Here is a 26,192-nt window from a genome sequence, read left to right as displayed (position 1 = left end):
TCGTCTTATGATGTCATTATTATAACATAAACTTCGTTAAAAAGAACAAGGCTATTGAGCCTGACTGGATGGCTTCATACGTTGGAAAAAATGTTCGATATCTTGCAGGGCGATACCAGCGTCTAGAGCTTCAAGTATTAAATCAATCCATTCTTGGTCCAGTGCGTCAGTCTTATCTTTGTACAAATGTAATTCCTCCCTAATTATCGGTCATAACTGCTGCTACAGAATATATGATAAGCAATCGCATTTTGTGTTTTATATAGTGAATTATCAAATATTTTGTAGATAAAACAAAGATAAAATCCCCATTAAATTCCCTCTATGGCGATTATAAAGTTTCTGGCAAATATTTTCAATATTTTCAGAAAACATTGTTGAATTGTGATATATTCGTATGCTAACTATGGAATTTTTACAAATATGTTAAAAACATTACATAATATGACTAAATATTGAAAAAATATTGAATTTTTAATAAAATTCAATTTGTAATACATATTTTTTATTAGGGGAGGAAATAAGGGATGAACAAGAAACCGTTCAAAGTTTTGTCATCAATCGCTTTGACAGCTGTGTTAGGTCTTTCATTCGGAGCGGGTGGCCAGTCTGCATATGCTGAAACACCTGTGAATAAGACAGCTACGAGCCCAGTCGATGATCATTTAATTCCAGAAGAACGTTTAGCAAATGCGCTAAAAAAACGTGGGATAATTGATTCGAAGGCTTCAGAGACAGAAACAAAGAAAGCCGTCGAAAAATACGTAGAGAACAAAAAGGGTGAAAATCCTGGGAAAGAAGTATCAAATGGGGACCCACTTACGAAAGAAGCATCTGACTTTTTAAAGAAAGTGAAAGATGCGAAAGCTGATACGAAAGAAAAGTTAGACAAACCAGCAACAGGAACACCTGCAGCGACAGGCCCAGTTAAGGGTGGTCTAAATGGTAAAGTACCAACTTCTCCAGCAAAGGGAAAAGAATATAACGGTGAAGTTCGTAAAGATAAAGTACTCGTTTTACTTGTAGAGTACGCCGACTTTAAACATAACAATATTGATAAAGAACCTGGTTATATGTATACTGACGATTTTAACAAAGAACATTATGAAAAAATGTTATTCGGTAATGAGCCATTCGCATTAGAGGATGGCAGCAAAATCGAAACGTTTAAACAATATTACGAAGAGCAATCTGGCGGTAGTTATACAGTAGACGGAACAGTTACAAAATGGTTAACAGTTCCTGGTAAAGCTGCTGATTACGGTGCAGATGGTGCGACAGGTCATGATAATAAAGGACCAAAAGGACCACGTGATTTAGTAAAAGATGCATTAAAAGCAGCTGTAGATAGCGGTATTGATTTATCAGAGTTTGACCAATTCGATCAATATGATGTAAATGGCGATGGAAATCAAAAACAACCGGACGGTTTAATTGATCACTTAATGATTATCCATGCGGGTGTTGGACAAGAAGCAGGCGGCGGTAAATTAGGTGACGATGCAATTTGGTCACATCGCTGGACTGTTGGACCAAAACCATTCCCAATTGAAGGCACACAAGCGAAAGTTCCATATTGGGGGGGAAAGATCGCGGCATTCGACTACACAATTGAACCAGAAGATGGCGCAGTTGGTGTATTCGCACATGAATATGGTCATGATTTAGGTCTTCCAGATGAGTATGATACAGACTATACTGGTGACGGTGAACCAATTCAAGCTTGGTCTGTTATGAGTGGCGGAAGCTGGGCTGGTAACATTGCAGGAACAACGCCAACGAGTTTCTCACCACAAAATAAAGAGTTTTTCCAAAAAACAATCGGTGGTAACTGGGCAAATATCGTAGAAGTAGATTACGAGAAATTAAATAAAGGTATCGGTCTAGCAACATATTTAGACCAAAGTGTTACGAAATCTAACCGCCCAGGTATGATTCGTGTTAACTTGCCAGATAAAGATATAAAAACAATTGCTCCAGCATTTGGTAAGCAGTATTACTACAGCACAAAAGGTGACAATCTTCACACAAAAATGGAGACGCCACTGTTCGATTTAACAAATGCAACGACTGCGAAATTTGATTTCAAGTCATTGTATGAAATTGAAGCAGAGTATGATTTCCTTGAAGTACATGCTGTAACAGAAGATGGTCAGCAAACATTAATCGAAAAACTTGGTGAGAAAGCAAATAGTGGAAATGCACATTCAACAAATGGAAAATGGATTGACAAATCATACGATTTAAGCCAATTCAAAGGTAAGAAAGTAAAATTAACATTTGAGTACATTACAGATGGTGGTTTAGCATTAAACGGTTTCCTACTTGATAATGCATCACTAAATGTAGACGATAAAGTAGTATTCTCTGATGATGCAGAAGGTACACCGCAGTTCAAATTAGATGGATTCGCTGTATCTAATGGAACAGAGAAGAAAAAACATAACTATTATGTAGAGTGGAGAAACTATGCTGGTTCGGATAACGCATTGAAATATGCTCGCGGTCCAGAATACAACACAGGTATGGTTGTATGGTATGCAGACTCAGCTTATACAGATAACTGGGTTGGTTTACATCCAGGACATGGTTTCCTTGGCGTAGTTGATTCTCATCCGGAAGCAATTGTTGGAACTTTAAATGGTAAACCAACAGTAGCAAGTAGTACACGATTCCAAATCGCTGATGCGGCGTTCTCATTTGATAAAACGCCAGCTTGGAAAGTTGTATCTCCAACGCGCGGAACGTATACGTATAATGGCTTAGCAGGCGTATCGAAGTTTGATGATTCGAAAACGTATATTAATAAACAGATTCCAGATGCAGGACGTATTTTACCGAATCTTGGTCTGAAGTTTGAAGTAGTAGGACAAGCTGATGATAATTCTGCTGGTGCTGTTCGTTTATATCGTTAATACAGTAAAACTACCGAAAGATTTTCTTTCGGTAGTTTTTTTGTGAGCAATGAATTTTATATGCAAGAAGAAATTATATATAATGTAACTTTACGAATAGAAATTTATTATATATGAAGTCTATATAAATAATGAAAGAATTGGATAAAAATAGTGGGAGAAGGTGAATGAATGAGTGTTTCTTCTATTGTAAATAAACAAAAAGCATATTTTTATAATGGCCATACGAGAAGTGTAGAAGTGAGAAAGAATAATTTGAAGAAGCTTTATGAAGGCATTCAGCGTTTTGAAGAAGAAATATTTCAGGCATTGAAATTAGATTTAAATAAGTCAGTTCATGAGTCGTTTACAACGGAAGTTGGATATGTATTAAAAGAAATTTCCTTTCAATTGAAGCATATTTCATCGTGGAGTAAACCGAAGCGGGTTCGAACAGCACTCACTCATTTTGGATCAAAGGGGAAAGTAGTTCCTGAACCGTACGGTGTGACACTTATTATTGCACCGTGGAACTATCCGTTTCAATTAGCAATTGCACCTCTTGTAGGAGCGTTGGCGGCTGGAAATACAATTGTTTTAAAGCCGTCAGAGTTAACGCCAAACGTTTCCAAAGTACTTACGAGGATGTTAGAGGAATTATTCCAAGAAGAGCTTGTAGCGGTAGTAGAAGGCGGTGTAGAAAAGAGTACGGAATTGTTAAAGGAACCGTTTGATTATATTTTCTTTACAGGTAGTGTCGGTGTTGGAAAAGTTGTGATGGAAGCAGCAGCGAAACGGTTGACGCCACTCACGTTAGAACTTGGGGGAAAAAGCCCATGCATTGTACATAAAGATGCAAAAATAGATGTAACAGCAAGACGAATTGTTTGGGGTAAGTTTTTAAATGCAGGGCAAACGTGTGTAGCGCCTGATTATATGTATGTGCATGCTTCGGTGAAAGAACAGTTAATCGAGACATTACGACACGAAATTGCGGAGCAGTATGGAAAAGATCCACTAAACAATGACAATTATGTACGAATTGTGACTGAACGTCATTTTGAACGTTTATGTTCATTTTTGAAAGATGGTAAAACGGTAATCGGCGGGAACTATAAAAAAGAAACTTTACATATAGAACCAACAGTGTTAACAAATGTTACATGGCAAAGTACTGTTATGGAAGATGAAATTTTTGGTCCGATCTTACCAATTGTAGAATACGACAACATAGAAGAGGTAATTGGAACAATTCAGCAACATCCGAAGCCATTAGCGTTATATGTATTTTCTGAAGATAAAGAAGTACAAAAGAAAGTGACAAGTAATATTTCATATGGCGGAGGCTGTATTAATGATGTTGTCTATCATCTTGCAACGCCATATTTACCTTTTGGTGGTGTTGGAAGTAGTGGATTAGGTAGTTATCATGGGGAAGAAAGTTTTCGGACTTTTTCACATTATAAAAGCATTTTAGCCCAATCTACGGCATTCGATATGAAAATTCGTTACTCTTCTACAAAAAGTGCTTTAAAATTCATACGAAAGTTGTTAAAATGATGATGGTGTTTATCAGTAGGCGTAGCCGTATGATAATAGCCCCTTCGTAATGGAAGGGGTTTTTCTGTTCGACATATGTATCATGCAAAAATGAATCAAACATACTACATAAAGAATAGAAGAGAACGCTAAACAACCATTTTTGTTTGGATCGAAACAAAAAATAGTCTATAGAACATAAATATTTATTCATGAATATAAAAATTAAAATTTAAGGTAGATAGGACGGGAAAATGAAAAAGATTATTAAAGTTGAAGCAGTAGAAAAACATTTTGGAAATCAAGTGATTATCCCACCTCTTTCTTTAGACATTAAAGAAGGGGAATTTTTAACGATTTTAGGGCCGAGTGGTTGCGGGAAAACAACGTTACTTCGCATGATCGCAGGCTTTGAAACGCCAACTAAAGGGAATCTTTTATTAGATGATGAAAAGATTAACGATTTGCCACCATATAAGCGTCATATGAACTTAGTGTTCCAACATTATGCGCTATTCCCACATATGAATGTGGAGAAAAATATTTGTTTCGGTATGAAAATGCAGAAAGTACCGGCAGCAGAGCAGAAAGAGCGTGCTGAAGAGGCAATGCGTTTAACGCAGTTACTTGAGTTCCGTAATCGTAAACCTGCAAAGCTTTCTGGTGGACAGCAGCAGCGTGTAGCAATTGCGAGAGCGATTGTAAATAACCCGCGTGTATTATTACTAGATGAGCCACTTGGGGCGTTAGACTTTAAGTTAAGAAAAGATTTGCAACGTGAATTGAAAAACTTACAACGTAATTTAGGAATTACATTCATATACGTAACGCACGATCAAGAAGAAGCGATGAGCATGAGTGATCGTATTGTCGTTATGAATAAAGGACATATTGAACAAATTGGAACGCCGAAAGAAATTTACAATAAGCCGAAAACAATGTTCGTTGCGACATTTATCGGTGAAAATAATATTGTGAAAAACGGGGAAGGCTATGTAGCAATTCGCCCTGAAAACGTAAAAGTACGTTCGGTTGAAGAGCCGATTTTAAAAGAATACCATCTTGGACATATTGAAGACGTTGAGTTTGTTGGAAATATGGAAAAGCTGTATGTACGTGACGAGAAAACATCAGAATTACTAATGGCATATCAAACTGCTGAAGAAGCAGCGCAGTGGAGCATTGGAGATAATGTATACGTAGGCTGGGAGCAAGAGGACGAGGTGACCTTAAATTGAAAAAAGGGAAATTACTCGCACTACCGACAGTCGCGTGGCTGTTAATCTTCTTCCTAATTCCCCTTCTGTTTGTATTGGCATTTGCCTTTATGCAGCGCGGGGCATATGGGACAGTGGAAATGCAATTTACGTTAGAGAATATAGCTCGTGTGTTTGATCCACTATACATGGGAACGTTATGGGAAACTGTTAAGATTGCAGTTATTACAACAGTAATCTGTTTAGTAATTGGTTATCCATTTGCTTATACAATTACAATTGTTGATCGCAAATACCGTTCAATTCTTTTATTATTGGCAACGATCCCGTTTTGGATTAACTTCCTTGTTCGTTCATACGCATGGATTGTTATTTTACGTTCACAAGGTCTTGTAAACACATTGCTATTGAAACTAGGTATTATAAGTGAACCTTTAAATTTACTATATAACACACCTTCTGTAATACTCGGAATGGTCTATTCTTTATTACCATTTATGATTTTACCGGTGTATGCAGCGATTGAGCAGCTTGATAAGCGTAAGCTAGAAGCAGCTTATGATTTAGGAGCAACACCAGCAAAGGCATTTTGGAATGTAACAGTACCAATGACGATGTCAGGGATTGCTACTGGTTCTATTTTAGTGTTTGTTTCTTCTATCGGAATGTTTGTTGTATCAGACGTTATGGGTGGATCGAAAGTAGCGTTAATCGGAAACGTAATTCAAAATCAATTCTTAGGAGCGCGTGACTGGCCGTTTGGATCTGCGTTATCTATGATTGTTGTTCTATTCTCTGTTCTGTTAATTTACTTATATTATCGTGCAACGAAAGTATATAAATATGATGGGAACGGAGGGGAATAGGCAAAGATGAAGAAGTTTTTAGTTTCTTATTCTTGGTTAATTTTATTGTTCTTGTATTTTCCAATGATGGTTTTAATGGTATATTCCTTCAATGATTCTCGCATTAATGCGGAATGGGAAGGTTTTACATTCCATTGGTATACAGATTTATTTCAAAAGCAAGATGTTATTGATGCGTTTGTAAATAGTATGACGATTGCGATCGTAACGACGGTTGTAACGACAGTTCTTGGTGTGATTTTCGCGATTGCATTACATCGTTATAAATATCGTTATGAAGGGGCTATTAACGGTCTTGTGTATTTACCAATTTTAATTCCTGATATTTTAATGGGATTATCTTTACTTATCTTATTTAGTCAATTAGGTATGGAACTTGGCAAAACAACAATTATTATTGCGCACATTACATTTAGTATTTCATTTGTTGTCGTTATTTTAGCAGCGCGTCTTTCTGGTATGGGACGTGATTTAGAAGAGGCTGCGAATGATTTAGGAGCAACGCCGTGGCAAACGTTTCGTTATGTAACGTTCCCAGCAATTGCACCAGGGGTTATTTCAGCCGCATTATTAACATTCACATTATCAATTGATGATTTTGTAATTAGTTTCTTCGTATCAGGACCAGGATCAACAACATTGCCATTATACATTTACAGTATGGTTAAACGCGGAGTATCACCAGAAATTAATGCACTTTCTACAATTTTAATTGTGGCTATCGTAGGATTAATGGTTCTATCTGAAATCTTCCGTAACAAAGGTGCAGATGGTGAAGAAAACTCTGGAGGACACCTTCCTTTATAATACGAACGATATAGAAAGTACGAGGAGGTAATAAACCGATGAAATTAATGAAAAGATTAGCCGGCGCAGCAATTAGCTTTAGCCTTGTTGCTGGTGTACTTGCTGGTTGTGGTGAAAAGAAAGAAGAGTTAAACATTTATAGCTGGGCTGACAATTTTGATGAGCAAGTGCTAAGAGATTTTGAAAAGAAATATAACGTGAAAATTAACTATGATAAGTATGCAAGTAATGAAGAAATGCTTGCGAAATTACAAGCAGGTGGCGCGAAGTATGATTTAATTCAGCCGTCTGATTACATGGTTAAAACAATGGCGAAAATGGATTTATTAGCGCCGTTAGACAAAAAGAATATCCCGAATATCGAAAATATGGTTTCTAACTTCAAAACACCGGCGTTTGATCCAGAGAATAAATATTCTTTAGTATATACTTGGGGCGTAACAGGTATTGCATACAATAAAAAGTATGTGAAAGAAGCTCCTACAAGCTGGGCTGACCTATGGAATGAGAAATATAAAGGGCATGTAACTTTATTAAATGATTCTCGTGAAGTATTAGGTATGGGTCTTAAGAAGCATGGATTCTCAAACAGCACGAAAGACGATACACAGTTAAAGACAGCAGCAGATGATTTAAAGAAACTGCTTCCAAACTTATTAGCATTTGATACAGATAATATTAAACAAAAATTCATTACAGAAGATGCTTGGATCGGAACAGTTTGGTCTGGAGATGCAGCATTTATCGCAAAAGATAATAAAGATGTAGAGTACGTTGTACCAAAGGAAGGCGGCACAATTTGGGCTGATACGTTAGCAATTCCAAAAGGTGCGAAAAACAAAGAGCTTGCAGAGAAGTTTATGAACTACTTATTAGATGAAAAAGTAAGTGTGAAAAACTACGAGTCAATTGGATACAGTAATCCTAATGAAAAAGCTCATCCTCTTCATAGTAAAGAATATCGTGATAATCATATGATCTTCTTAACGAAAGAAGAATTAGATCGTACAGAATGGCTTGTTGATGTAGACGATAAGCTAAAAGACTATGATCGTTACTGGACAGAGTTAAAAACAAAAGGTAAATAAGTAAGGAAATGCGGTTTCTAAAATAGAAATCGCATTTTTTCATAGTAGGAGGAAATCGCTTGAAAAAGAAGTTGCATCAATATGAGGTAGTATGTAGCGTTTTATTACTTGCTGTATTTGGCATTGTTGCTTGGCGCGTACATGCGGGTGGCGTTACAGTGATGGATACATATGTCCGAGCATTAGTAAAAGGATTACAAACAGAAGGTTCGCTTACATTTTTCTCACACTATACAAAATTAGGTTCTGCTATCGGGATCGTAACTACGCTGGCTATAAGTTTACTTGTTTTTTGGAGAAAACGTTATTATGCTGCGATGATCGTGTATCCAATGGGCATTTTAATAACACATCTTGTTAATAAAGGGATAAAAGAAATTGTGAAAAGGGAGCGCCCATCGTTAAATGAAACGTTGGATGCGCTTGGGTATAGCTTCCCTAGTGGACATGCAATGTTATCTATTATGACATTCGGGTTTCTTACTTATATTATTGCGGCAAATTTGAAGAGTGTAACTGGAAAATATGTTATAACGATTTTGATGGGAATTGTAATTGTATCGATTGGATTAAGTAGAGTTATTTTAAATGTACATTATCCAACTGATATTTTAGCTGGTTATTGCGTAGGTGGTATTTTGTTAATTATGGCGATTTACTGCCATCGTTTACTTACCAAGAGATTGGGACTTAATAAAGAGAGATAAAAAACGTCTGGAAAAACTATCATTATAGTGTTTCCAGACGTTTTTTGTTTGTACGAAGATGTGATACAGTATAAATGACAATTGAATTATTTAAAGTAGGTGAAAATGTGTGAAAACAAATGTACATAAAGTAGATAAGTGGGGGAAATTAGGAGCTTTTTTGTATCAGTTTCGTTATACAGTAATTGTAGCATTACTATTGGTTGCGATCGCACTCGGTATTTTCGCTCCAAAGCTGCCGGGAGTATTAGGCGGTGATGGTTTCCAAACGGAAGGGGACTATCAAAAAACGAAAGAAATTTTAGATAAAGATTTTAAGAGGTCTCAAGACACACTTCTACTCGTTTTTGAAAAAAATAAGGGTGTTTCACATGAGGAATTTCAAAAGCAAGTAGAGGGAATTGTAAAGAATATACAAGAGAAAGAGACATATGAATCTTTCCATCACCCAGTGCAAAATAAAGAAATGTTACAAGATGATATCGGCTATGCGACAATTTTATTTTCCGGGAAAACAAATAAAGAACGAATGGAAAAGACATTGCAATTTGCTGATAAAATCGAAAAGGAAAGTAATGCCGCATTAAAAGTAACGCCTACAGGGTTTCCAAAAATTAATCAAGAGATTAATGAAAGAACGCAAAATGATTTAAAAGTAGCAGAGATGATTGGGTTACCAATTGCATTTCTCGTATTACTATTTTCATTTGGTAGTCTTTTGGCATCTATTTTACCAATTGTAAATGGGGCACTTAGTGTTATTAGTACGATGGGCATATTATACTTTATAGGTAGCGATAAGGAACTATCTATCTTTGTATTAAATGTTGCACCGATGATTGGACTTGCACTATCTATTGATTTTGCACTATTATTTGTAAATCGCTTTCGAGAGGAAGTTGCAAAGCGAGCGGTAAAAGAAGCGATAGCAATTACATATCAAACAGCAGGGCGCGCTATCGTATTTTCAGGATTATGTGTATTTGTTGGATTATCCGGCTTGTTTTTCTTTAAAATCGATTATATTCAGTCTGTCGCAATTAGCGGAATGATTGTTGTGATTATGAGTATTTTATTCTCACTCACACTTCTTCCAGCGCTATTATCATTAATTGGGAAACGAATATTAAAAAAGAATCAAGTAGCACATACGCCGGCAAAGGCGTGGCGTAAATTTGCGCAATTTGTAATGAAACATCCAATCGCAATGATTATTGTTGTTACAACATTTATTGTTATTTGCTTATTACCGTTACGTACAGCTAATTTGCAGTTCCCTGACGTAGAAGCTCTACCTAAACAAAGTGATACAAGAATTGCATATGAGAAGTACGAAGAGGCATTTAATAAAACTGCAAAAAAATACGCTGATGTTACGTTAGTGGTAGAGACGAAAAAAGATATGAAAGAAAAAGAAAGTTTACAAAAGATAGAAGAAGTCGTTCAAAAGTTAAAAGATGATAAGAAAGTATATGAAGTTAGAAGCTTATACGACGGGTTAACTCTTATGAAAGCAGATCAAGTTGCTGGAATGTTAGAGTCGCCAGAAGCGGCGAAACTAGCTCCTATATTTGAAGCGTATACGAAAGGAAATAAGACGACGATAGAAATCTTTTTGAAAACAAAACCACGTACTGAAACTGCTAAACAGTGGGTTCGTGATTTTAAACAAAATTATAAAGAAACAGATGTTACGTATTATTTAGGCGGGATGACGACGTTCCAACAAGAGTTAGAAGATGAAATTAAAGATAAAGTTGCAATTGGTATGTCTGTTATATTTGGATCGACCTTTGTTATATTATTATTTGCATTCCGATCTATACTCATTCCAATTAAGGCGATTATTATGAATATACTTAGTTTAAGCGCAACAATTGGAATTGTTGTTTGGTTATTTGAAGGTGGGCATTTTGGTTTAGAAGCGAGTCCTGTTCTATTTGTCTTACCAATCTTTATTTTCGGTCTCGTATTTGGGCTTAGTATGGATTATGAAGTTTTTCTTATTTCACGTATTCATGAGTTATATGAAGAAACAGGAGATAATGATCAAGCAACGTTAGAAGGACTTGTGTCAACAAGTAGGATCATTACATCAGCTGCGTTAATTATGATTGTTGTAACAGGTGCGTTCGCCTTTACTGATATTTTACCAGTACGGCAAATGGGGCTTGGTGTTGCATTAGCAATATTCCTTGATGCAACAATTATTCGTCTTATGCTTGTACCAAGTTTAATGAAACTGTTTGGAGATTGGAACTGGTGGTTACCATTTCGAAAGAAAAGAGAAAAATCATCGTAAAAAATACTCATCTTATAGATGAGTATTTTTTTATGAATAGCAAGACCTACATTTTGCAAATAGTATGTGATAAGAACATTACATATAAGTAGGTGAAGACAATGTTTCGTTATTTTAAGTTTAAGCTAAATGATACAGTACAGTTTGCAGAAAACGATGGGCATATGTATCGCATTGTCGGTTATCGGTTAGAAAAAGGATATTATCCAAAAGATGAATGGACTCATATCATTTATGAATTACTTAGAGATTTTGATGGGTATACGATGGATGCGGAAGAGGAGGAACTTGTAAAGGTCATTCAAGTAGAGGATGAGTATTACAAAATACAAGAGATATCGGGCTATCGTTATCCAGTAAAAATGAAGCAAAAACAACAAGTGATGAAAGTAGAAAAAATTGATGACTTATTAGATACGTATAATGATTATAAAAGATTGGCGGATTTCTTTAAAGATTTATCGTATGAGCAAAAAGCGGAAGAAGTATTGCAGGAAATGAAACGGCGTAGAGCGTGAGGGGGCCAGTCTACTATAAGACTGGCCTCTATTTTTGACGGTGCATCAAATTGTGTTTTCCGTTACAATGAGAGAATCAATAGAAATAAGGTGATACAGTATGGAAACGAAGAAGAAGGGTGAATGGTGCGAAATTACTGTTCCAGCGAAATGGAATGGCATAAGTATTGATTCGTTATTAAAAATAGAATGGGAAATACCGAAAAAGTTGTTACATCAGCTTCGTATGGAAAAAGGTATTACCGTTAACGGAGAACAGAGAAGATGGAATGAGCTTTTAAAAGAAGGCGATAAGTTACAAGTGCATATGTTTATGGAAGAAGAATACGATGTAGAGCCTGAATATGGTGAATTAGATGTAGTATATGAAGACGATCACGTACTCATCGTAAATAAGCCTGAGAAGATGGATACGCATCCTGCGGAAAAAGGCGGGATGGGAACACTTGCAAACCTTGTTGCTTTTCATTTTCAAATGCAAGGTTTAGAGACGAAGGTTCGTCATATTCATCGGTTAGATAAAGATACGACAGGTGGTGTCGTGTTTGCTAAGCATAGAATTGCTGGTGCAATTATGGATCGTTTATTAATGGAACGAAAAATTAAAAGAACATATGCGGCGCTTGTGGAAGGGAAAGTAAAAGGTAAGCAAGGAACAATTGACGCAGCTATTGGAAGAGATCGCCATCATGCGACGAGACGACGTGTTTCTCCAAAGGGAGATCAAGCCATCACATTTTATAAAGTAGAGAAGTATTTTAAAAACCAAAATGTTACGTTCGTAACGTTACAATTAGAAACAGGTAGAACCCATCAAATTCGTGTTCATATGAGCTATCATGGTAATCCATTAGTTGGGGATGTATTATATGGTGGACAAACGCAATATATGTCAGGGCAAGCATTACATGCGATGAAGATAAACTTCTTACATCCAATTACGAAAGAAGAGATCGAAGTGGATGTACCATTCCCTGCAAAATTAAATGATACAATGAAAGAATTTCAAAGAATGAATGCGTAAAGTGTAAGTTTAAATTTGAGAAAAGTAGATTCTTGCAGGAATTTCTCTAAAAGAAGCGAAGCCGTTAAGAGAAAAGAGAGGTGAGAATTGCTTGGTCAAATATAAATACATACTAGGAATATTTTTCGTTTGTCTTTTAGTTACTCTATGCCTCTATCCATATTTACCAAATGAGATGGCTGTACATTGGGATGAAAATGGTGGGCCGAACGATTTTATGAGTAAACAAGTTGTTATAGCATTTATTCCTTTTTTTCTTATTTTTTTACATGGATTGATGTATATTATTTCACATAATATATATAAGTTTAATGAAGGCGAGCATGTCATTATAAGTGGATTTCTAAAGACGATTACTTTATTTATGTTGTTTATCCATATGCTCATTCTCTTTATTAATTTTGGAAGTATGATATCCTTTCAAACAGGACTAACAATTGGGATTAGTATGTTTCTTTTTATGCTTAGTAAGTTGTTTAAACAAGTTCAGAGTACGGAAAAAGACCCAATCAAATTACAAAAGATTCGTTTAGTGAGTAGGCGGATTTTTCAAATGATGGCATGTAGTATATTATTTTCATTATTTTTGAACTTGAAGTGGGGGTTTTATGTATTACTTAGTGTAATAAGTAGTGGTTCTATTTTGTTCATGTTTTACATTTTATACTCATACATAATAGAAAGTTATGAAACATAAAAAAGAGTCTTCTCATTACGAGAAGACTCTTTTAATCTATTTACTTCGTAATAAATTGTTGTGTCCAGTAGTTGCCGCTTTCTACATAGCCAACACCGATGTGAGTGAAGCCGTTATTTAAGATGTTTGCACGGTGTCCAGCACTGTTCATCCAAGCTTGTACTACCTCTTCAGGTGTACGTTGGCCTTGAGCGATGTTTTCACCTGCAGATGTATAAGAAATACCAAATTTCTTCATCATGTCAAACGGAGACCCGTATGTAGGGCTGTTATGATCAAAGTAGTTATTCTTCTGCATATCTTCAGATTTAACACGTGCTACTTTGCTTAATTCCGTATCGATTTTTAGTGCTGGTAAGCCTTGTTTTGCACGTTCAGCGTTTGTTAATTCAACAACACGTTGTTCGAATTCGCTTAAAGATTTTGCTTCTTCAGCAGGCTTTTGCTCAGCAGGTTTTTGTTCAGCAGGTTTTTGAGTATTGTTGTTTTCAGCAGGTTTTTGAGCTTCTGGTTTTTGAACTTCTTCAGCAGGCTTTTGTTCAACTGGTTTTTGCTCAGCAGGCTTTTGAGTTTCTGGCTTAGCTGTTGGTTGCTCAGTTACAACATTTTCAGTTGGTTGTTGACCAGGAATAATGCAATTTGGTTGGAAGTTTCCTTGTTGCCATTGTGCTAATGATTCCACGCCCATAGATTGTAAGAATGCTTGTAATTCTTGTTGGCTCATTTGCTTCATCATCACTTTTGAATGCTGAATATTTTGAACCTTTATGTTAGATGGTTGTACTGTTGCAGCTTGTGCATCTAGAGAAGATACTCCTAAAGTAAGAGCCGTTGCAGCAGCTACAGATAATAAAACACGCTTTTTCATGATGTGTGTCCCCCTATATAAAGTTTTAATTTGTTTTCACACGATTTGTTTTTGACAGCCTGTCTGACTGACAAATTCATCGTAGCATAGATTTTGTGAGAAAAAAGATGGAAAAAAATTCATAGACTTAAAATTTACCTAATTTATCCTAAGAGGGGAAAAGAGGAAAAATAAGAGAAACATAGAGTATAAAAGGAATTTTCAGCATTTTTATACTTCGTTTTAAGAGGGGTATTTTGGAGAAATTTACCTAAACAGAAAATGAAGAATCCTATTGTATCAATGGTTTGAGAGTTTTTTTTAGGAATATACTGGATTGATTTTTACAAAACTGTAATGTATCTGTTGTTCTTTTTTATAATAAAGTAACATATTTTTAATATTGTAGCGGACAAAAAAGCGGCTATCTCTTTACATAGACGAAGGAGATAGCCGTTTTCCTATTATTACGTATGTTACGAGTTATTACGAGTTGGTTTCAATTGCTTCTAATAATAAATCTACAATGTGAATTCCTCTCATTTTATGAGAAAGTCCTTCTCGTTCAATGCCTAATTTCATTTGTAGTAGACAACCTGGATTTGCAGTAACAATAGTTGCTGCTTCTGTTTCATGTACACGGTCCATTTTATACTCTAGAAATTCCATGGATAGTTCTGAATGAACAATATTGTAAATACCAGCAGAACCACAGCAGCGATCCGCATCTTTCATTTCACGATATGTTGCGCCTTGAATTGCTTCTAGTAACATACGAGGTTCTGAAGATGTTCGCATAACATTGCGTAAATGACAAGAGTCTTGATACGTAATAATTTGCGATGGAAGTCGTAAGTCATTTCGTTTATGGAAATCTAGTTCTACTAGAATAGCAGTAATATCTTTAATTTTAGAAACAAACTGCTTTGCGCGTTCAGCCCACTGTGGATCATCTTTTAAAAGATAATCGTAGTCTACGAGATAAGCTCCGCAACCACCTGCATTCGTAATAATATAGTCGATATTTAAATCTTCGAATGCTTTTATATTTCGTTTCGCTAATTCTTTCGCTCCGCTCTTTTCACCAGCATGCCCATGTAATGCACCGCAGCAACTTTGTGTTTTCGGAATAACGATATCACAACCAGCTAACTGAAGAAGTTTCATCGTTGCGTTATTTGTTTCTAAAAACATCGTATCCATTAAACAGCCTGTGAAGAATGCAACTTGTTTCTTTTTTTTACTTTCAGCAGGTAAAAATGCAGGACGATCTTTCATTGCTTTCATTTTAGGGACTTTTGGTAAAACGAGATCCATTGTTGCAAGTGTTTCAGGGAATAACTTCATAATACCCATTTTATGTGTTAGTGTTTGTAAACCAGAACGTTGGTAAAATCCGATTAACCCTGTTAATGTTCTCATTCGATTTTGATGCGGGAAGAGCCCTTCAAAAACAACTTTACGAACGGCTCTCACTGGCACCGAGAACTTTTTGTTTTGATTTATAATATCACGAGCTTCTTCTAATAAATGTCCGTAATTTACACCTGATGGACAAACAGGTTCACAAGCACGGCAGCCAAGGCAAACATTCAATGTATTTTCAACATCTTCATCTGGTTCAATTAAACCGTCAACGACCGCTTTCATTAATGCAATACGTCCTCGTGGTGAATGTGATTCTTTATATCCAGATTGAATGTAAGTAGGACAAGTAGGTAAACAGAAACCGCATCGCATACAGTTTAGTAGTTCATCTTCACTTAATCTTTCTTTAAATTCTTTTTGAATGTTTTCTTTATTTAATGTTGTCATCGCTCAACCACGACTCTTTTGCGAGTGTCTTTCGCGAACATCTTGCCAGGGTTCATAATGTTATTTGGATCGAAGGCTTGTTTAACTCCTTGCATGGCAGCAATACCTTCTTTACCTAATTTCATTTCTAAATAAGGAGCTTTCATCGCACCAACACCATGTTCACCAGTAATTGTGCCACCAAGTTCAATTGCTTTCGCAAATATTTCAGCAAAAGCTTGTTCAGCTCGGTGCATTTCTTCTTCATTACGAGCATCTGTCATACAAGTTGGGTGTAGGTTGCCATCGCCAGCATGCCCAAACGTACAAATAGGAATATTATATTTTTTTGCAATGGCATTAATAGCTTCAACCATCGGAGCTATTTGTGAGCGTGGTACCGTTGCATCTTCTAATATTGTAGTAGGTTTTAATCTTGCAAGTGCTGATAGTGCACTACGGCGAGCTGTCCGAAGCGCATCTGCTTCCGCTTCATCTTTTGCAATGCGAACATCGACTGCATTCATAGAGCGGCAAACGTTAGCCATTTTTTCAATATCTCGATTGACAACTTCAGGTGGACCGTCTTGTTCAATTAATAAAATTGCTTTTACATCAGTTGGTAAACCGATTTGTGCAAACTCTTCTACTACTTCAATTGTCGGCTGGTCTAAAAACTCAAGTGTCGCTGGAATGATTTTATTTGCAATAATAGAAGAAACAGCACGTGCAGCTTCATTAATATCTTCATATAGTGCAAGCATCGTTTTCTTCGTTTCAGGCATAGGAACAAGTTTTAATATTGCTTCTGTTACGACGCCAAGTGTTCCTTCAGAACCGATAAATAAACGAGTTAAATCGTAACCGGCTACATCTTTTGCTAATTTACCGCCAGTACGAATAATATCGCCATTTGGTAAGACAAGTTCAAGACCCATCACATAATCACGTGTTACGCCATATTTTAATCCGCGTAATCCACCTGAGTTTTCATTAATGTTACCGCCGATTGTAGAAATTTTCATCGAGCTTGGATCTGGTGGATAAAATAAACCTTTTTCTTCTACCGCTTTAATAATATCAAGTGTAATTACACCAGCTTGTACAGTAATTGTTAAATTCTCTTCATCAATTTCTAAAATGTTATTCATATGGCGGAAGATAAGGACGATACCGCCTTCAAGTGGACATGTCCCCGCGCAAAGGTTTGTTCCAGAACCACGAACATATACAGGAATTTTGTGAGTGTTACATATTTTTAACACTTCAGCTACTTCATTTGTATTACGAGGAGCAATGACTGCATCAGGCATTGCTTGGAAGTTTGGAGTGGCATCATAACTATACGTTAAACGCCCCATATTGGATGTATCTACATTATCTTCGCCAACAATGGATACGAATGAATGAATAATTTGCTTTTCTAACATTGGAAATCCCCCTCAAACTGTTAACGTATTTAGTCATCATAAAAAACGTTGTAACAGTGCTTTCATTATAATGATAAAAAAGTTGAGGGATTCTTTCTATGTATAATCATATGAAGATTAATCTTTTTTATCATTCTTTTTTGTTTGATTATCTAATAAGAGGAGCGAGAAGTATAAAATGTTTAAGTCTTTGAATTGTTTCGGGTCAAGTCCTGTATGCTCCTCAATCTTTTTAAGTCTGTAATGCAATGTGTTAATGTGTATATGTAATTGTTCAGCTGTTTGTTTATAGGATTGGTTATAATCAATAAATAAGCGTAAAGTGTGCATAAGCTCAGGAGATGATAGTAAGTTTTCGATAGTACGCCTTAGAAACTGTTCCCGCGTTTCAGCAGAAATATCTTGTAAGCACATTTCTAAACGTAAATCTTCATTAAATACAATTTTTTTCGTTTCAAGTGATACGGAAAGAGCTTGTAATGCTTGTTCGTAAGATAAGTTCATATTGCTTGGTGTAACGGATTGTCCAATCCCAATATATAAAGGAATAGAAAACAAAGTTTCACAGTCTTGTTTTAATCTTTTTAAAAATTGATACGTTTGCTCTTTGGAGTTTGTGGCTGTAAATAAAATGAATCGATCATTTCCCCAACGAACAAATAGATGCTCCTTTGTTAATAGATTGCGTACGTGTTGCCAAATCTTACGCTGAAGCATCGTGTCATTTTGATCGATAGAGAACAAAATAAGTTGTTTCTTCTTATATAAATCAATACCAAGTGTTTTTGCGCGATCGAGAAAGCTTGGAGACCAGTCTGTATTTTGAAGCCAATCAAAGACAAATGCTTCATAAGAACGGTGTTCAAGTTCTAGTTGTTCTAAAAAGTAGTTTTCGTGAATGAGTAGTTCGGTCATTTTACGTAATATTTCTCCGTATTGCGAAATGTTTTCAGGTTCGCCTGTAATTCCAATGACACCAATTACTTCGTCATGAAATAGTAAGGGGAGGTTCATACCCGCCTTTACGCCTTGCAAACGTCGTTCATCTGCTTTTGTAATAATGACAGTTTTCTTTTGTTTCGCGCATCGGAGTGCACCTTCATGAAATTGGCCGATTCTTTCTACATCTGTACTTGCAATAATAACGCCTTGTATATTAATGATAATGATATTTTCTTTAATTAATCTGCGTACTTCTCGTACAATTTTATTCGCTAAATCAGGAAAAAGCATAATTTGCACACCTCAAATTCTATTTGTTGTACATTATATATGTAAATGAAGTAAGAAAGGAAAATTTCACACTTTCCACACATTTATTTGTTATTTTACAATTATAACGAAATCATCCGAAGATGGAGGGAATCTTTTGAGAAAGTATGTTTTTCTTCTCTGTTTTTTATTTCTATTAGTAGGGTGTCAAGGAAGTTCATATACACCGATTGCTAAAGATAAAAGTGTTATTATAACAACGAATATAAAAGAAGGTAGTATTAGTTTTGTTGATGAAAAAACTAAAAAGTTAATTACGACATGGGAACTTAATGAACCAATGGCAGGAGTTGCACTACTTCCAAACGGTGAGGACATACTTGTATATGGCAAGCAGTTAGAGTACATGTATGTATATTCACTAGCAGAAGGAAGGCAAGTGGACAAATATAAAACGGGAAAAGGCATTGTAAATGTGATTGTATCCGAGGATAAAAAACAATTATTTGCTGCCGATCAAACTGCCCAAAAGGTAAGGTTCTTTACGATAAAAGGGAAAGAGACAGGGAGTGTATCAACAGGAAAAGGACCAATTACGATGGTAGAGCACGATAACCAGTTATCTGTATTAAACTTTTATGATACGAAGCTAACGACCATTGATACGAAGAAAAAAGAAGTGATACAATCCTTTATGATTCCCCCAGCATCAACGGGAGCGACAATTAGCCCGGATGGGAAAGAAATATGGATTGGCGGACATGGTGATGGAAATCAAGTCAATGAAAAAGTATTAGTGTATTCATTGCAGAGCGGAGAAATGGTACGTTCTTTACATGCTCCGTTTATGCCTGTGAATATAACGAATGATAATAAGAATGTATATGCATTAAGTCACGGTTCGAATACGCTTAGAAAGTTTGATGTTAGCACGTATAAAGAGGTGGCTTCTGTAGAAGTAGGATCGAATCCATTTGCATTTTTGAAGAGCGGAGCAGAAGGATACGTAGCAAGCTATGATAGTGATGAAGTGTGTGTCATGGATATGAAGAGCTTGAAAATAAAACAAATAATTAAAGTCGGAAAAGGGCCGTTTCAACTCATAGAGAGGGAAGGGAAGGACAATGAGTAAATATAGGGTGCTAGTTGTAGATGATGAAAGTGATATGAGGCAGCTTGTTGGAATGTACTTAGATAATTTCGGATACGAGTGGGGAGAAGCTGAAAATGGAAAAGAGGCTCTAAAAAAATTAGAGACTGATCATTATGATTTCGTTGTATTAGATATTATGATGCCAGAGATGGATGGACTTTCAGTTTGTAAAGAAATTAGAAAAACGTCGGATGTACCAATTATATTTTTAACAGCAAAAGGTGAAGAGTGGAATAGGGTGAACGGCTTGCGTATGGGAGCAGATGATTATATTGTAAAGCCTTTTAGTCCTGGAGAACTAATTGCTCGTATGGAAGCTGTGCTAAGACGTTATACAAAGCAAGAGCAACAAGAAGAGATTCAGTTTGGACCGATACTTATTAATGAAAAAAGTAGGAAGATTGAGGCTGATGGTGAGCCGATTTCTCTTACAGTAAAAGAGTTTGATTTACTCTATTTTCTTTGCCAACATACGGGACAAGTATTTAGCCGGGAACAATTGCTGGAAAAGGTATGGGGATATGATTATGCCGGAAGTACAAGAACAGTGGATACGCACGTGAAAACGATGCGTTTGAAGCTTGGAGAAAGTGGAAACTACATTCAAACGGTTTGGGGTGTAGGCTATAAATTTGAGGTGTAACGTATGTTTACGATGGTACAGAAGCTTTGGCTTACAGTAGTATGTGCAGTATGTGTAACAGTTTCCTTTCTTTATTTTGTATCTTTATACTCGTATGAAAAACTATACGTTGATAATTTAAAAGATTCATTAGTAATGGAAGGGAAACGTCTTGCTGCGCAATATGATAAGCGTGAAGGAATAGCAACTTTTGAAGAGAAAGTAAGAGCATTTGATCAAATATCTAGTTCAGATGTTCTTTTCGTATCTAATCCGCGTGATTTAAGCGCGTGTTTACCTTTTGATGTGCATCATCATTCTCTTATAAGTGAAGGGGACAGGCAAGCATTATTAGATGGAAAAACTGTGACAAAGATAGGGTATGAGGAACATTTTGACCGAAATATTATGGGGGTTGTCATCCCTGTTTTAGAAAATAAAAAGTTAGTTGGCATTGTATATTCTTATATTCCTTTAAAAAGTATAAAAGACTTAATATATGATATGGGCCTTATTTTAGCACCATTAGCACTTGCTATGACTTTACTGACAATATGGATTGGTAGAAAGATTATTATTGCTATTACGAGACCGCTTTCGCAAATGGAACGAGTTGCCAATCATTTGGCTACGGGAGATTTCTCAGAACGGATTACAATTTCTTCCGAAGATGAAATTGGACGATTAGGAAAAGCATTTAATAAAATGGCAAATTCTTTAGAGACAGAAGACGTAAAGCGTAAGGAATTTTTAGCTAACGTTTCGCATGAACTAAGAACACCGCTTAGTTATATAAAAGGATATAGTGAAGCTATTTTAGATGGTGTAGCGAAGGGACCACAGCAGGAAAAAGTAACACAGCTCATTCATAAAGAAGCGGGTCGTATGCAGCGTCTCGTTCATGATTTATTAGATTTAGCACAATTAGAAGGTGAACATTTTCCGTTAAAGAAACAACCTATCGTTTTTTCACAACTGATTGAAGATGTGTTAGATACGTATGAGATTAAGTTTATAGAAAAGAAAATTCGTATTTCAACAAATTTAAATCCAGAAATCATTGTAATGATTGATGAGGATCGTATGCAACAAGTGCTTCATAACGTGTTAGATAATGCGATACGGTATACAAATCAAAATGGGGATATTGTGATAACACTCAGGCAGATAGATGATTACTGTGAATTAAACATAAAAGATACAGGAATCGGCATTGAAACAGAGCATTTAGAAAATCTTGGTGAACGTTTTTACCGCGTTGATAAAGCGAGAAGTCGTCAACATGGTGGAACAGGTTTAGGCCTTGCCATTGTCAGACAAATTGTTCATATACATGATGGACAGTGGCGAATTGAAAGTGAAAAAGGGCATGGAACGACGGTTAGTATTAAATTGAAAATACAAGTTGAAGAAAGCATGTTCTAACGTGAAGGACATGCTTTTCTTCATGAGTGCAATGAATAGAGGAATAAATATAAATTAATATCAAATAAATATTAAAAATTTGACGATTTTATGAACAAAACATTTGTACTTCTTACCAATTCGTTCTAAAATAGTTATGATGCAAAGTTCTTATAAATCGTTTCAATTGTTGTTTGGAAGATACTGAGGTGATTTAACTGGAGTACAAATCTATTAAACCGAAAAAGATTTACGAAGAAGTATCTGAAGCTATTTTAACAATGATTAAAAATGGTACGTTAAAACCTGGTGACAAACTACTTCCTGTACATCAATTAGCTGAGCAGTTTCAAGTGGGTAGATCTGCTGTTCGAGAAGCGCTAAGTGCGCTAAGAGCAATGGGCTTAATTGAGATGAAACAAGGAGAAGGTACATATGTGAAGAATTTCGATTCTTCTTCATTAACAAAATCATTAAACAATAAATTATTAATGAAGAAAGAAGATATTTTAAACTTATTAGAAGTACGAAAGGTGCTTGAAGTGGGGGCAGTTCGAGCAGCTGCGGCAAAACGTACGGAAGATAATTTGCAAAATATGAAGCATTGGTTAGATGAAATGGTAAAGAGCATTGGAGATGAAAAGGCTGGCGAAAAAGCAGATTTTCAGTTCCATATGGGAATTGCGGAGTCTTCGCATAACAACATTTTGCTTGAACTCATGAATCACGTTTCAGAGATGATTGCTGAAACGATTGGTGAATCAAGACGCATTATTTTATATGGTGAACAAACAACATCAGAACGACTTATAGAAGAGCATCAAGTTATATATGATGCAGTGTTAAAGCAAGATGTAGAATTAGCGCAGCAAGCAATGCTAGATCATTTAACAAATGTAGAACATATTGTCACAGGTAAAAACGATATAAATTCGTAATTTAATCTTTTAAAAATCAAATTTTTTGATAAAATAGAGAAAGATTAAGTAAGCGTTTTCTTTAGAAGAGGGAGAGGATAGGCCATGGTTGAGCCTACTTCTTCTTTTCTTAGTCATCTGATGACCATATGTTTGTTGGTGGAGTTGTAAAAAGGGGGAGTAATAATTATGAAAGTTACTTTATTTGTTACTTGTTTAGTCGATATGTTTGAAACAAACGTCGGCAAAGCAACAGTTGAAGTGTTGGAGCGTTTAGGTTGTGAAATTGAATTTCCAGAAGCACAAGTTTGTTGTGGTCAGCCTGCTTATAATAGCGGCCATGTAGAAGCAGCAAAAGAAGCGATGAAACATATGATTGAAACTTTCGAAGATGCAGAATATATCGTTACACCATCTGGTTCTTGTGCGACAATGTTTCATGAGTATCCGCATGTTTTTAAAGATGATCCGAAGTGGGCTAAACGTGCACAAAAGGTTGCTGATAAAACATATGAATTTACACAATTTATTGTAGATGTTTTAAAAGTGACAGATGTTGGTGCAAGCTTACCAGGGATAGCTACTATTCATAAATCTTGTCATATGACACGCCTGCTTGGAGTAAAAGAGGCACCAGGAATTTTATTATCAAACGTAAAAGGATTAACTGTGAGAGAACTGCCAAACGAACAAAATTGTTGTGGGTTTGGGGGAACGTTTTCAGTGAAGATGACTCCAATTTCTGAGCAAATGGTAGATGAGAAGGTAGATAGTGCAATGGAAACAGGTGCTGATTATTTAATCGGTGCAGATTGTGGGTGTTTGTTAAACATTGGCGGACGTATTGAGCGTTTAGGAAAAGAAATAAAAGTAATGCATATTGCTGAGGTGCTAAATAGTCGCTCATGAAGGGGGAACATAAGCTATGTCTATGAAAATCAGTGAGAAAAAATTTAATGATCGCGTTGGCGATGGAATTCAAGATTCTTTTATGCGCGGAGCAGTATCTTCTGCGCAAACGCGCTTATATACGAATCGCTTAAAAGCAGCGGAAGAATTAGGAAATTGGGAAGAGTGGCGTGAACTAGGTGAACAAATTCGCCAACATACGTTAGAAAATCTTGATTATTACTTAATGCAGTTAAGTGAAAATGTATCAAAAAGAGGCGGACATGTGTACTTTGCGAAAACGAAAGAGGAAGCAGCAAAGTATATTCAAGACGTTGCAAAAAAGAAACAAGCGAAGAAAGTTGTAAAATCAAAATCAATGGTAACTGAAGAAATTAGTATGAATCATGCCCTTGAAGAGATTGGTTGTGAAGTGTTAGAAAGTGACTTAGGAGAGTATATCTTGCAAGTAGATAACGATCCACCTTCACATATTATTGCGCCCGCACTTCATAAAAACAGAACGCAAATTCGTGATGTATTTAAAGAAAAGCTTGGCTATGAAAATTCTGATGATCCATATGAAATGACAAAGTTTGTTCGTAAACAACTTCGTGAGAAATTTATGGATGCAGAAATTGGTGTGACAGGTTGTAACTTTGCAGTTGCAAATACTGGCTCTCTTTGTTTAGTAACGAACGAAGGTAATGCCGATCTTGTTATGTCGATTCCGAAAACTCAAATTGCAGTAATGGGTATGGAACGTATGGTTCCGACAATGGAAGAATTAGATGTTTTAGTTGGTTTACTATGTCGTAGTGCAGTAGGGCAAAAATTAACAAGTTATGTAACTGTAGCGGGACCAATCCAAGAAGAGGAAGTAGATGGACCAGAAGAGTTCCACTTAGTTGTTGTTGATAATGGCCGCTCTCAAATTCTTGGGTCTGAATTCCGCTCAGTATTGCAATGTATTCGTTGTGCTGCTTGTGTTAACGTATGTCCTGTATATCGTCACGTTGGTGGACATTCGTATGGTTCTATATACTCAGGACCAATCGGTGCGGTATTAACACCACTTTTAGGTGGATACGATGATTACAAAGAGCTTCCATATGCCTCTAGTTTATGCGGAGCGTGTACAGAAGCTTGTCCAGTAAAAATACCATTGCATGATTTATTATTAAAACATCGTCAAGTAATTGTTGAGCAAGAAGGACGTGCACCACTTGCAGAAAAATTAGCAATGAAAATGTTTAGTATGGGTGCATCTTCAGCAGCTTTATATAAAATGGGATCAAAAATGGCGCCAGCAGCAATGAGTCCATTTACATCGGGCAACCGTGTATCAAAAGGTGTTGGGCCACTTAAAAACTGGACAGATATTCGTGAATTCCCGGCTCCAAGTAAAGAACGATTCCGTGATTGGTATAAAGATCATAAGAAAGGCGGGGACAAATAATGACAGGATTAATTCAAAACCGTGAGTCCTTTCTAGATAATATTGCAAAAGAACTTGGACGTGAGCGGAAAACGGAAGGCGTAAAGCGTCCAGCATGGAAAAGTAATGTGAATGTAGAAACGCTAAAAGATTATTCAAAAGAAGAATTGTTAGAAGTATTTAAAAATCAATGTACAAACATTCATACAACTGTAGTGGAAACGACAAAAGACCGTTTACGTGAAGATATTCAAAAAGTAATCGTGGAAAACGGCGGGGGACCTATTATGTTATCGGCAGACGAACGTTTTGATTCTTATGGATTGACTTCTTTATTTAAAGAAGAGCTTCCAAAGCAAAATGTTGAAGTGAATGTATGGGATCCTGAGAAAAAAGAAGAGAATATGCGTATCGCAGAAAGAGCGAATATTGGAATCGCATTTAGTGATTATACTTTAGCTGAATCTGGTACGATTGTTGTACAAAGCCATAAAGGCCAAGGTCGTTCTTTACACTTTTTACCGACTGTATACTTTGCTATTATTCCACGTGAAACACTTGTGCCTCGTATTACACAAGCAGTTCAGGATATGAACACACGTGTAGAAAATGGCGAGGCAGTAGCATCTTGTATTAACTTTATTACAGGACCTAGTAACTCGGCAGACATTGAAATGAATCTTGTTGTCGGAGTACACGGACCATTAAAAGCAGTATATTTCATCGTATAAAAGAGGGGAAAGCAGGCCAGAAAATGGCCTGCTTTTTTAATAGAATAGAAATAATATGAAGTAGAATTTCTCTCCTTTTTTTGCTATGTTCTTCTGG

Annotated in this window: 23 protein-coding genes; 18 read left to right on the top strand and 5 right to left on the bottom strand. The window is 36.2% G+C overall.

The features are described from left to right. Positions 1–51: 51 nt before the first annotated feature. Entirely contained in the window at positions 52–186 is a 135-nt protein-coding gene (locus tag QCI46_RS21225; protein ID WP_000276217.1) for an anti-repressor SinI family protein, read from the bottom strand. Positions 187–527: 341 nt separating this feature from the next. On the opposite strand from QCI46_RS21225, the gene inhA1 reads away from it, so the two are divergent. The 11 genes from inhA1 (at position 528) to QCI46_RS21170 (ending at position 13,659) form a co-directional block, all read left to right on the top strand. Continuing rightward, positions 528–2,915, top strand: a complete 2,388-nt coding sequence (gene inhA1 / locus QCI46_RS21220; protein WP_353841310.1) for a M6 family metalloprotease immune inhibitor InhA1 — start codon at positions 528–530, stop codon at positions 2,913–2,915. 171 nt (positions 2,916–3,086) lie between these two features. After that, positions 3,087–4,454: an aldehyde dehydrogenase gene (locus tag QCI46_RS21215; protein WP_353841309.1), complete on the top strand. Its 1,368-nt coding sequence runs from the start codon at positions 3,087–3,089 to the stop codon at positions 4,452–4,454. A gap of 233 nt (positions 4,455–4,687) precedes the next feature. Further along, a complete protein-coding gene (gene potA / locus QCI46_RS21210; RefSeq protein WP_000720323.1) occupies positions 4,688–5,671 on the top strand; it encodes a spermidine/putrescine ABC transporter ATP-binding protein PotA in 984 nt (327 codons plus the stop codon). After that, the gene (gene potB, locus QCI46_RS21205) at positions 5,668–6,516 is read left to right on the top strand and encodes a spermidine/putrescine ABC transporter permease PotB (protein ID WP_000715495.1); all 849 of its coding nucleotides are present in this window, start codon (positions 5,668–5,670) and stop codon (positions 6,514–6,516) included. The genes potA and potB overlap by 4 nt, the downstream gene beginning before the upstream one ends. Before the next feature lie 6 nt (positions 6,517–6,522). Beyond that, positions 6,523–7,323: a spermidine/putrescine ABC transporter permease PotC gene (gene potC / locus QCI46_RS21200; protein ID WP_000714201.1), complete on the top strand. Its 801-nt coding sequence runs from the start codon at positions 6,523–6,525 to the stop codon at positions 7,321–7,323. A gap of 38 nt (positions 7,324–7,361) precedes the next feature. Beyond that, positions 7,362–8,411, top strand: coding sequence for a spermidine/putrescine ABC transporter substrate-binding protein PotD (potD, locus tag QCI46_RS21195; protein ID WP_000772499.1), 1,050 nt, complete (start codon positions 7,362–7,364; stop codon positions 8,409–8,411). Positions 8,412–8,470: 59 nt separating this feature from the next. Next, on the top strand, positions 8,471–9,118 hold the full coding sequence (locus QCI46_RS21190) for a phosphatase PAP2 family protein (protein ID WP_327958048.1): 648 nt from the start codon (positions 8,471–8,473) through the stop codon (positions 9,116–9,118). 109 nt (positions 9,119–9,227) lie between these two features. Further along, positions 9,228–11,420 carry an MMPL family transporter gene (locus tag QCI46_RS21185; RefSeq protein WP_353841308.1) on the top strand — a complete coding sequence of 731 codons (2,193 nt, stop codon included), beginning with the start codon at positions 9,228–9,230 and terminating at the stop codon, positions 11,418–11,420. Between the two features lie 101 nt (positions 11,421–11,521). Further along, positions 11,522–11,938: a histidinol dehydrogenase gene (locus tag QCI46_RS21180; RefSeq protein WP_353841307.1), complete on the top strand. Its 417-nt coding sequence runs from the start codon at positions 11,522–11,524 to the stop codon at positions 11,936–11,938. A 100-nt stretch (positions 11,939–12,038) separates the two neighbouring features. Then, a complete protein-coding gene (locus tag QCI46_RS21175; protein ID WP_353841306.1) occupies positions 12,039–12,962 on the top strand; it encodes an RluA family pseudouridine synthase in 924 nt (307 codons plus the stop codon). A 91-nt stretch (positions 12,963–13,053) separates the two neighbouring features. After that, entirely contained in the window at positions 13,054–13,659 is a 606-nt protein-coding gene (locus tag QCI46_RS21170; protein WP_060489453.1) for a DUF1648 domain-containing protein, read from the top strand. A 40-nt stretch (positions 13,660–13,699) separates the two neighbouring features. On the opposite strand, the gene QCI46_RS21165 is transcribed toward QCI46_RS21170, so the two are convergent. From QCI46_RS21165 to QCI46_RS21150, 4 genes are all read right to left on the bottom strand, one after another. Beyond that, a complete protein-coding gene (locus QCI46_RS21165) occupies positions 13,700–14,527 on the bottom strand; it encodes a CAP domain-containing protein (protein WP_098189690.1) in 828 nt (275 codons plus the stop codon). 465 nt (positions 14,528–14,992) lie between these two features. After that, a complete protein-coding gene (locus tag QCI46_RS21160) occupies positions 14,993–16,321 on the bottom strand; it encodes a (Fe-S)-binding protein (RefSeq protein ID WP_353841305.1) in 1,329 nt (442 codons plus the stop codon). Next, positions 16,318–17,730, bottom strand: coding sequence for a glycolate oxidase subunit GlcD (gene glcD / locus QCI46_RS21155; RefSeq protein ID WP_193671338.1), 1,413 nt, complete (start codon positions 17,728–17,730; stop codon positions 16,318–16,320). Before glcD ends, QCI46_RS21160 begins: the two co-directional genes overlap by 4 nt. Before the next feature lie 117 nt (positions 17,731–17,847). Then, complete coding sequence (locus tag QCI46_RS21150; RefSeq protein WP_046957069.1) at positions 17,848–18,963, bottom strand: CdaR family transcriptional regulator; 1,116 nt, start codon at positions 18,961–18,963, stop codon at positions 17,848–17,850. Positions 18,964–19,099: 136 nt separating this feature from the next. Between QCI46_RS21150 and QCI46_RS21145 the strand changes: the two genes are divergently transcribed. The 7 genes from QCI46_RS21145 to QCI46_RS21115 all read left to right on the top strand — a co-directional run bounded on the left by QCI46_RS21145 (position 19,100) and on the right by QCI46_RS21115 (position 26,095). After that, positions 19,100–20,074: a YncE family protein gene (locus tag QCI46_RS21145; protein ID WP_353841304.1), complete on the top strand. Its 975-nt coding sequence runs from the start codon at positions 19,100–19,102 to the stop codon at positions 20,072–20,074. Then, entirely contained in the window at positions 20,067–20,738 is a 672-nt protein-coding gene (locus QCI46_RS21140) for a response regulator transcription factor (protein ID WP_000049878.1), read from the top strand. Before QCI46_RS21145 ends, QCI46_RS21140 begins: the two co-directional genes overlap by 8 nt. A 3-nt stretch (positions 20,739–20,741) precedes the next feature. Beyond that, positions 20,742–22,142 (top strand): sensor histidine kinase, encoded by a 1,401-nt coding sequence (locus QCI46_RS21135; protein WP_000494801.1) that lies wholly within the window; start codon positions 20,742–20,744, stop codon positions 22,140–22,142. 227 nt (positions 22,143–22,369) lie between these two features. Then, on the top strand, positions 22,370–23,059 hold the full coding sequence (locus QCI46_RS21130) for a FadR/GntR family transcriptional regulator (protein ID WP_255256195.1): 690 nt from the start codon (positions 22,370–22,372) through the stop codon (positions 23,057–23,059). A 168-nt stretch (positions 23,060–23,227) separates the two neighbouring features. After that, positions 23,228–23,947 carry a (Fe-S)-binding protein gene (locus QCI46_RS21125; protein WP_000869144.1) on the top strand — a complete coding sequence of 240 codons (720 nt, stop codon included), beginning with the start codon at positions 23,228–23,230 and terminating at the stop codon, positions 23,945–23,947. 16 nt (positions 23,948–23,963) lie between these two features. Further along, the gene (locus tag QCI46_RS21120) at positions 23,964–25,385 is read left to right on the top strand and encodes a LutB/LldF family L-lactate oxidation iron-sulfur protein (protein ID WP_000061936.1); all 1,422 of its coding nucleotides are present in this window, start codon (positions 23,964–23,966) and stop codon (positions 25,383–25,385) included. Beyond that, the gene (locus QCI46_RS21115) at positions 25,385–26,095 is read left to right on the top strand and encodes a LutC/YkgG family protein (RefSeq protein WP_098189691.1); all 711 of its coding nucleotides are present in this window, start codon (positions 25,385–25,387) and stop codon (positions 26,093–26,095) included. The genes QCI46_RS21120 and QCI46_RS21115 overlap by 1 nt, the downstream gene beginning before the upstream one ends. Positions 26,096–26,192 lie beyond the last annotated feature (97 nt).

This window comes from Bacillus cereus group sp. RP32, from assembly GCF_040459735.1.
Taxonomy (GTDB): Bacteria; Bacillota; Bacilli; order Bacillales; family Bacillaceae_G; genus Bacillus_A; species Bacillus_A wiedmannii.
This window is presented reverse-complemented; position numbering and strand designations above follow the sequence as displayed.

Coding starts and splice junctions, on each gene's coding strand:
- glcD (WP_193671338.1), bottom strand. CDS start 17,730: ATGTTAGAAAAGCAAATTATTCATTCATTCGTATCCATTGTTGGCGAA.
- QCI46_RS21165 (WP_098189690.1), bottom strand. CDS start 14,527: ATGAAAAAGCGTGTTTTATTATCTGTAGCTGCTGCAACGGCTCTTACT.
- QCI46_RS21150 (WP_046957069.1), bottom strand. CDS start 18,963: ATGCTTTTTCCTGATTTAGCGAATAAAATTGTACGAGAAGTACGCAGA.
- QCI46_RS21120 (WP_000061936.1), top strand. CDS start 23,964: ATGTCTATGAAAATCAGTGAGAAAAAATTTAATGATCGCGTTGGCGAT.
- inhA1 (WP_353841310.1), top strand. CDS start 528: ATGAACAAGAAACCGTTCAAAGTTTTGTCATCAATCGCTTTGACAGCT.
- QCI46_RS21140 (WP_000049878.1), top strand. CDS start 20,067: ATGAGTAAATATAGGGTGCTAGTTGTAGATGATGAAAGTGATATGAGG.
- QCI46_RS21160 (WP_353841305.1), bottom strand. CDS start 16,321: ATGACAACATTAAATAAAGAAAACATTCAAAAAGAATTTAAAGAAAGA.
- potD (WP_000772499.1), top strand. CDS start 7,362: ATGAAATTAATGAAAAGATTAGCCGGCGCAGCAATTAGCTTTAGCCTT.
- QCI46_RS21175 (WP_353841306.1), top strand. CDS start 12,039: ATGGAAACGAAGAAGAAGGGTGAATGGTGCGAAATTACTGTTCCAGCG.
- QCI46_RS21135 (WP_000494801.1), top strand. CDS start 20,742: ATGTTTACGATGGTACAGAAGCTTTGGCTTACAGTAGTATGTGCAGTA.
- QCI46_RS21115 (WP_098189691.1), top strand. CDS start 25,385: ATGACAGGATTAATTCAAAACCGTGAGTCCTTTCTAGATAATATTGCA.
- QCI46_RS21180 (WP_353841307.1), top strand. CDS start 11,522: ATGTTTCGTTATTTTAAGTTTAAGCTAAATGATACAGTACAGTTTGCA.
- QCI46_RS21215 (WP_353841309.1), top strand. CDS start 3,087: ATGAGTGTTTCTTCTATTGTAAATAAACAAAAAGCATATTTTTATAAT.
- potC (WP_000714201.1), top strand. CDS start 6,523: ATGAAGAAGTTTTTAGTTTCTTATTCTTGGTTAATTTTATTGTTCTTG.
- potA (WP_000720323.1), top strand. CDS start 4,688: ATGAAAAAGATTATTAAAGTTGAAGCAGTAGAAAAACATTTTGGAAAT.
- QCI46_RS21125 (WP_000869144.1), top strand. CDS start 23,228: ATGAAAGTTACTTTATTTGTTACTTGTTTAGTCGATATGTTTGAAACA.